Source organism: Marivita sp. (genome assembly GCF_022763305.1).
Lineage (GTDB): Bacteria > Pseudomonadota > Alphaproteobacteria > Rhodobacterales > Rhodobacteraceae > Marivita.
In genome coordinates, this window is sequence record NZ_JALEGT010000085.1 from 64,466 (window position 1) to 70,646 (window position 6,181).

Consider the following 6,181-nt stretch of genomic DNA (forward strand, 5'->3'; position numbering starts at 1 on the left):
CTCAGGAGACCTGCTGATTACATCATGCCGCCCATGCCGCCCATGTCGGGCATGCCGCCGCCGCCAGCGTTTTCCTTCTGCGGCTTGTCGGCCACCATCGCTTCGGTGGTGATCAGCAGACCTGCAACAGAAGCTGCGTCTTCCAGAGCGGTACGGACAACTTTGGCCGGGTCGATAACGCCGAACTTGAACATGTCGCCATATTCGTCGGTCTGCGCGTTGTAGCCGAACTTGGTATCGCTGCTTTCGCGAACCTTGCCAGCCACGACGGACCCGTCGACGCCTGCGTTCTCTGCGATCTGACGCAGCGGTGCTTCAAGCGCACGGCGCACGATTGCAATACCTGCGTTCTGGTCGCTGTTTGCGCCTTCGACACCGTCAAGCGCCTTCGCACCCTGAACCAGAGCAACACCACCGCCCACAACGATGCCTTCCTGAACAGCGGCACGTGTCGCGTTCAGAGCGTCATCAACGCGATCCTTGCGCTCTTTCACTTCGACTTCGGTCATGCCGCCAACGCGGATGACAGCAACGCCGCCTGCAAGCTTCGCAACGCGTTCCTGCAGCTTTTCACGGTCATAGTCCGAAGTGGTTTCTTCGATCTGGTTGCGGATCTGGGCAACACGTGCCTGGATCTCGGCTTTCTCGCCAGCACCGTCGACGATTGTGGTTTCGTCCTTGGTGATCTGAACTTTCTTGGCCGAACCCAGCATGTCGATGGTGACATTCTCGAGCTTCATGCCGAGGTCTTCGGAGATCACCTGACCACCGGTCAGGATTGCGATGTCCTGCAGCATCGCCTTGCGACGGTCACCGAAGCCCGGTGCCTTCACGGCAGCGATCTTGAGGCCGCCGCGCAGCTTGTTGACCACGAGGGTCGCCAGCGCTTCGCCTTCAACGTCTTCCGCGATGATCAGCAGCGGCTTCTGCGACTGGATCACGGACTCGAGCAGCGGAACCATCGGCTGCAGCGAGGAGAGTTTCTTTTCGTGCAGCAGGATGATGCAGTCATCGAGCTCTGCGGTCATCTTGTCCGCGTTGGTCACGAAGTAGGGGCTCAGGTAGCCACGGTCGAACTGCATGCCTTCGACGACATCGGTCTCGGTCTCGAGGCCTTTGTTCTCTTCGACGGTGATCACACCCTCGTTGCCGACCTTCTGCATCGCGTCTGCGATCTGACGACCGATTTCGACTTCGCCATTTGCAGAGATGGTGCCGACCTGTGCAACTTCGTCGGAATCTTCCACCGGACGCGCTGCGGCTTTGATCGCTTCGACGACCTTGGAGGTCGCGAGGTCGATACCGCGCTTCAGGTCCATCGGGTTCATGCCAGCTGCAACCGACTTCATGCCTTCTTTGACGATGGCCTGTGCCAGAACGGTTGCTGTGGTGGTGCCGTCACCGGCTTCGTCGTTGGTGCGGGAAGCAACTTCCTTCACCATCTGCGCGCCCATGTTCTCGAACTTGTCTTCCAGTTCGATTTCCTTAGCCACGGACACACCGTCCTTGGTGATGCGCGGTGCGCCGAAGGATTTGTCGAGCACGACGTTGCGGCCTTTGGGGCCGAGTGTCACCTTCACCGCGTCGGCGAGGATGTTGACACCCTTCAGCATGCGCGAACGAGCGTCTGTATTGAATTTCACGTCTTTTGCAGACATCGCTAAGTCTCCACTAATGTAGTCAGAGTGTTTCGTTCAGAACCACGACGGGCGTTCAGGCTGCCTTTGCAGCTGCGTCGTCCGTGATGATGCCGAGGATGTCCGACTCCTTCATGATGAGGAGTTCTTCGCCATTGACCGTCACTTCCGTGCCCGACCATTTGCCGAAGAGGACCTTGTCGCCGGCCGAAACGGCCATCTCGATCAGCTCGCCACTGTCTTTGCGCGCGCCTTCGCCACACGCAACAACCACGCCTTCTGCCGGCTTTTCTTTGGCGCTATCAGGGATGATCAGGCCACCAGCAGTTTTTTCCTCGCTCTCAACGCGACGGACCAGCACGCGGTCATGAAGCGGTTTGAATGCCATCTTCGAGTCTCCTTGCTCAAAGGTTTTCACTAAGAGTCCCTCGCTCCCCGAAGGACTGTTGTCACTCACTGTCGTCGAGTGCTAACGTGGCATAGCTAGGGATTGGCGCAAAACGAGTCAACACGCTTGTGCGAGATTTTTTTCTCGAATTCCGAGAGAGCGCCGGTGGCTGGGTGATCAATAGCTGGGCGAGCGCTCGGCCCAGCCTGCGAAGATCTTTTCCAGAGCAACCACCACGTAATACAACACGATCCCCATCAGCGCCAAGGCGATGAGCACCGCGAACATCAGCGGGTAGTCGGAATTGGTCTTGCCGGAATCGAAGAGCGCGCCAAGCCCGCGACCATGGGGCGACACGATTTCCATCAGGTTCGTACCGATGAATGCCAGCGTGACGGCGACCTTCAGCGCCCCGAAGAATTCGGGCAACGTCTTGGGAAGCGCGATCTTCCAGAAGATCTTGGTCTTCGATGCTCCAAGCGACGCAAGGATGTCGCGGTATTCCGGCTCCAACGTGCTGAGCCCAATCGACACGGAGACCGCGATCGGAAAGAACGAGATCATGAAGGCGATGAGGATCGTATTGAAATTGTGATCCCCGACGAAAAGCAGCGCGACGATGGGCACCACAGTCGCCTTAGGAATCGCATTGAAGCCAACGAGCAGGGGATACAGCGCATCCCGCATCGTGCGCGAGAACCCCATGATCATCCCGAGGAACACTCCGAAGGCGATGGCCAACAGAAGACCGACGACCGTGCGCCAAAGCGTTTGCCAGCCCATCACGATGAAGAGATCCCAGTACCGCGCATAGGCCGGCGGCAAATCTGAGGGTGAGGCCATGACGTAGTTGGGCCAGCCATTGGCCCAAACAAGCAATTCCCAAAGAAGACCGAAGATGACGATGGCGGCCACCGGGACAAGCACGTTGCGCAGGTTCATTGCGTCACCTCTTCATCCCCGGCGCGCCCCTGCGCGATCTGGATCTGTCGGCGCAGGATGTTCAACGCCTCGGCCGACTCGGGCGTGTAGAGATGTTCGATGTCGCGGTCACCGGTCAGATGCACGTCCATCACATATTGCGTGCGCGCGGGACGGCCCGAGAGCACGACAACCTGGTCAGCCAGAAAGATCGACTCGCGCAGGTCATGAGTGATGAGCACGCCGGTAAACGGTTCTTCCGCCTTGACCTTGTGCATGGTCTGCCAAAGGTCCTCGCGCGTGAAAGCGTCCAGCGCGCCGAACGGCTCGTCGAGGATCAGCACCTCGGGCTTGTGAACGATGGCCCGGCACAGCGACGCGCGCTGGCGCATCCCGCCGGACAACTCGCTGGGTCGCTTGTCCTCGAAGCCTTCGAGGCCGACGAGCGCCAGCAGCCTGCGTGCCCTCTCTTCCTGCTCGCGCTTTGACATCTTTGTCGGAACGATCTCCAGCGGCAGCATCACGTTCTGCAGAATGGTGCGCCATTCCAGCAGCACCGGATTCTGAAACGCCATCCCGACAATGGATTTCGGTCCCTTGACCAGTTCGCCATGCAGCCAGACCTCGCCGTGGTCCGGCTTCATCAATCCGGCGATGAGCCGTGTCAGCGTTGACTTGCCACAGCCCGAAGGACCGACAACCGCCGCGAATCCACCTTCGGGAATGCTGAGCTCGAGCCCGTCGAGAACCGGCAATGGGCCGGCCTTGGTCTGGTAGGCGTGCCGCACGCCCTTGATTTCGATGAGATGTTCCGACACGCGATCCGTCCGAGGAATAGGGCCGATCCCGCACTGCGGCACCGGCCCGGAGGAGAGAGATTACTTCAGCATCCGCGCGCTTGCATCAGGAAGATATGCGTCGGTGAAATAGAGGCTCGCATCGGGTTCGTTCTGGAACTCGTATGTCTGCGCGATCTGTTCGATGGCCTTGGCCATACGCTCCGCATCGATCCCGCCCATGCCGTTTGCCATGGCATAGTCGGTCGCCACGTTCGCATCGATGGACAGCTCCAGACGGCGCTTTTCAAGCTCTGCATCCGCAGCCGGATTGCGTTCGATCAGGCTGGCAATCGCTGCATCCGGATCGGCGATGGCGTCTTTCCAACCCGCCGCCACAGCTCCCAGAAAGCCTTTGATCAGGTCAGGATTGTCCGCCGCGAAATTCGTGTTCGCAATGATCGCATTGCCATAGAGCGCCAAGCCATAATCCGCCATCAGGATGGTCGAAATGTCCTCTTCCGGGACACCGAGGCGCACAAGGTTCAGGTAGGACGAGAAGGAAAAGCCCGTCACTGCCGCAACATTGCCTTCCGCCAGCATCGGCTCGCGGGTCGGGAAGCCGACCGGCTCCACCGTGATCGCATCGACATTGAGGTTATTGGCGATGGCGAATGCCGGGAACTGCGCCCATGCGCCATCGGGGGGCGGTGCGCCCAGCACCTTGCCCTCGAGGTCTTTCGGAACTTCGACACCAAGCGACTTGCGACCGATGATGGCGAAGGGCGGTTTGTCGTAGATCATCATGACCGCCGTCACAGGCGCGCCGGGGTTTTGATCGAGGAACTTGATCAGCGAGTTGATGTCGGCAAAGCCGACCGGGAAGGCACCCGTCGCCACTTTCGGGATCGCATCGAGCGACCCCTGGCCTGCGGAAATCTCAACCGACAGGCCCGCCGTTTTGAAATGGCCGTTGTCGATGGCCACGAAATAGGGGGCCGCCGGCCCTTCGAATTTCCAGTCGAGCGCGAACGGGAAATCCGCTTCCGCAAAGGCAGCGCTTGCAAGGCTCAATGTGGTGGCGACGACCGCCAATGTCTTTTTCAGCATCAGGATTCTCTCCAGTTTCTTCGCGCCAACCTGTTCCATCGGCCCGGGAAACGGAATGCAAAGCAGGTGTCTCGCATTCCATCGGCCTAGAAGCGCCCTTTTGGTACGCAGTTTTGGTGATCTTGCCCAAATGATGAGCAGTCCCCATGCAGCGGCGTGGCGAAAAAAGCTGCATGCCCCTGCGGCAAAGGGCTGGGCAGACCACCGGCAACATGCTTTTGTGGCAGCATTCAAACGCCCTGATTTCAAGGACTTCCCGATGCGACATTTGCTTGCCCTCATGCTGACCGCCTTTGCAACGATGGTCTGCGCACAGAACCAACCCAATACAGTGCTTGTGATGGATGGGTCGGGGTCCATGTGGGGGCAGGTGGACGGGGTTTCGAAGATCACCATCGCCCAAGAAGTCGTTGGCACGCTGCTTGCGGATTTCCCGGCGGAACAGGGGCTGGGCCTGACAGTCTACGGTCATCGGGAACGTGGGGAATGTACGGACATCGAAACCGTGGTCGCCCCCGCGCCCGGCACGGCGGCCCAGATTTCGGACGCGGTCAACCGGATCAAGCCCTTGGGCAAGACGCCGATGACCGATGCCGTGATCGCCGCCGCCGAAGCGCTGCGCTATACCGAGGAAAAGGCGACGGTGATCCTCGTCAGCGATGGGGTCGAGACCTGCAACCCCGATCCCTGCGCCGCGATGCGCCTGCTCGAAGAGGCGGGCATCGACTTTACCGCCCATGTGATCGGCTTTGACGTTGGCTCGGACCCCGAGGCGCTGGCCCAGATGCAATGCATTGCGGACGAAACCGGCGGCCAGTTTCTGACCGCTGACACCGCTGATCAGCTCACCGCCGCGCTGACACAGGTGGCTGTCGCAGAACCGGAACCCGAGCCCGAGCCCGAGCCCGTGCGCGTCCCGACGACGCTGACCGCCGTTGTCGAAGGCAGCGGTGCCCTGCTGTCCGGACAGGTTCTCTGGGAGGTCAACAGCGACTCCGAGACAATCATTTCGGAAACCGAAGGCAACCCGATCGAGCTCGAGCTGCTTGAGGGGTCCTATACCGCGCTGGCCTACAGCACGGTTCTGGAGACTGAACTGTCTCGCCAGTTCATCGCGATTGGCGACGCCGCGACGGTCGAGATCGCTTTCCCGGAACCGCAGGAGACCGCACGCCTCATCGCGCCTGCCGAAGCAGTTGCGGGCAGCACGATCCAGGTGGGCTGGGACGGACCGAACGAAAAAGACGACTACATCGGCATCGGTGCCGCAGATGCCGAAGGCGGCAACCAATGGCAAAACTACACCTACACACGCGAGGGCAACCCGCTTGAACTTCTGGTGCCGCCAA

At 60.1% G+C, this 6,181-nt stretch carries 6 protein-coding genes; 1 reads left to right on the forward strand and 5 read right to left on the reverse strand.

Going from position 1 to position 6,181, the window contains the following annotated elements; translation table 11 throughout:
* Nucleotides 1–17 precede the first annotated feature (17 nt).
* From groL to MRY75_RS16080, 5 genes are all read right to left on the reverse strand, one after another.
* Nucleotides 18–1,658, reverse strand: coding sequence for a chaperonin GroEL (groL, locus tag MRY75_RS16060; protein WP_292309017.1), 1,641 nt, complete (start codon nt 1,656–1,658; stop codon nt 18–20).
* Nucleotides 1,659–1,713: 55 nt separating this feature from the next.
* A complete protein-coding gene (locus MRY75_RS16065; RefSeq protein WP_292309018.1) occupies nt 1,714–2,025 on the reverse strand; it encodes a co-chaperone GroES in 312 nt (103 codons plus the stop codon).
* Between the two features lie 177 nt (nt 2,026–2,202).
* Nucleotides 2,203–2,967, reverse strand: coding sequence for an ABC transporter permease (locus MRY75_RS16070; RefSeq protein WP_292309019.1), 765 nt, complete (start codon nt 2,965–2,967; stop codon nt 2,203–2,205).
* Complete coding sequence (locus tag MRY75_RS16075) at nt 2,964–3,764, reverse strand: ABC transporter ATP-binding protein (RefSeq protein ID WP_292309020.1); 801 nt, start codon at nt 3,762–3,764, stop codon at nt 2,964–2,966. The genes MRY75_RS16070 and MRY75_RS16075 overlap by 4 nt, the downstream gene beginning before the upstream one ends.
* A 60-nt stretch (nt 3,765–3,824) precedes the next feature.
* Complete coding sequence (locus MRY75_RS16080; protein ID WP_292309021.1) at nt 3,825–4,832, reverse strand: ABC transporter substrate-binding protein; 1,008 nt, start codon at nt 4,830–4,832, stop codon at nt 3,825–3,827.
* Between the two features lie 259 nt (nt 4,833–5,091).
* Here MRY75_RS16080 and MRY75_RS16085 point away from each other — a divergent pair.
* A partial coding sequence (locus MRY75_RS16085) for a VWA domain-containing protein (protein ID WP_292309022.1) occupies nt 5,092–6,181 on the forward strand: 1,090 nt, incomplete at its 3' end.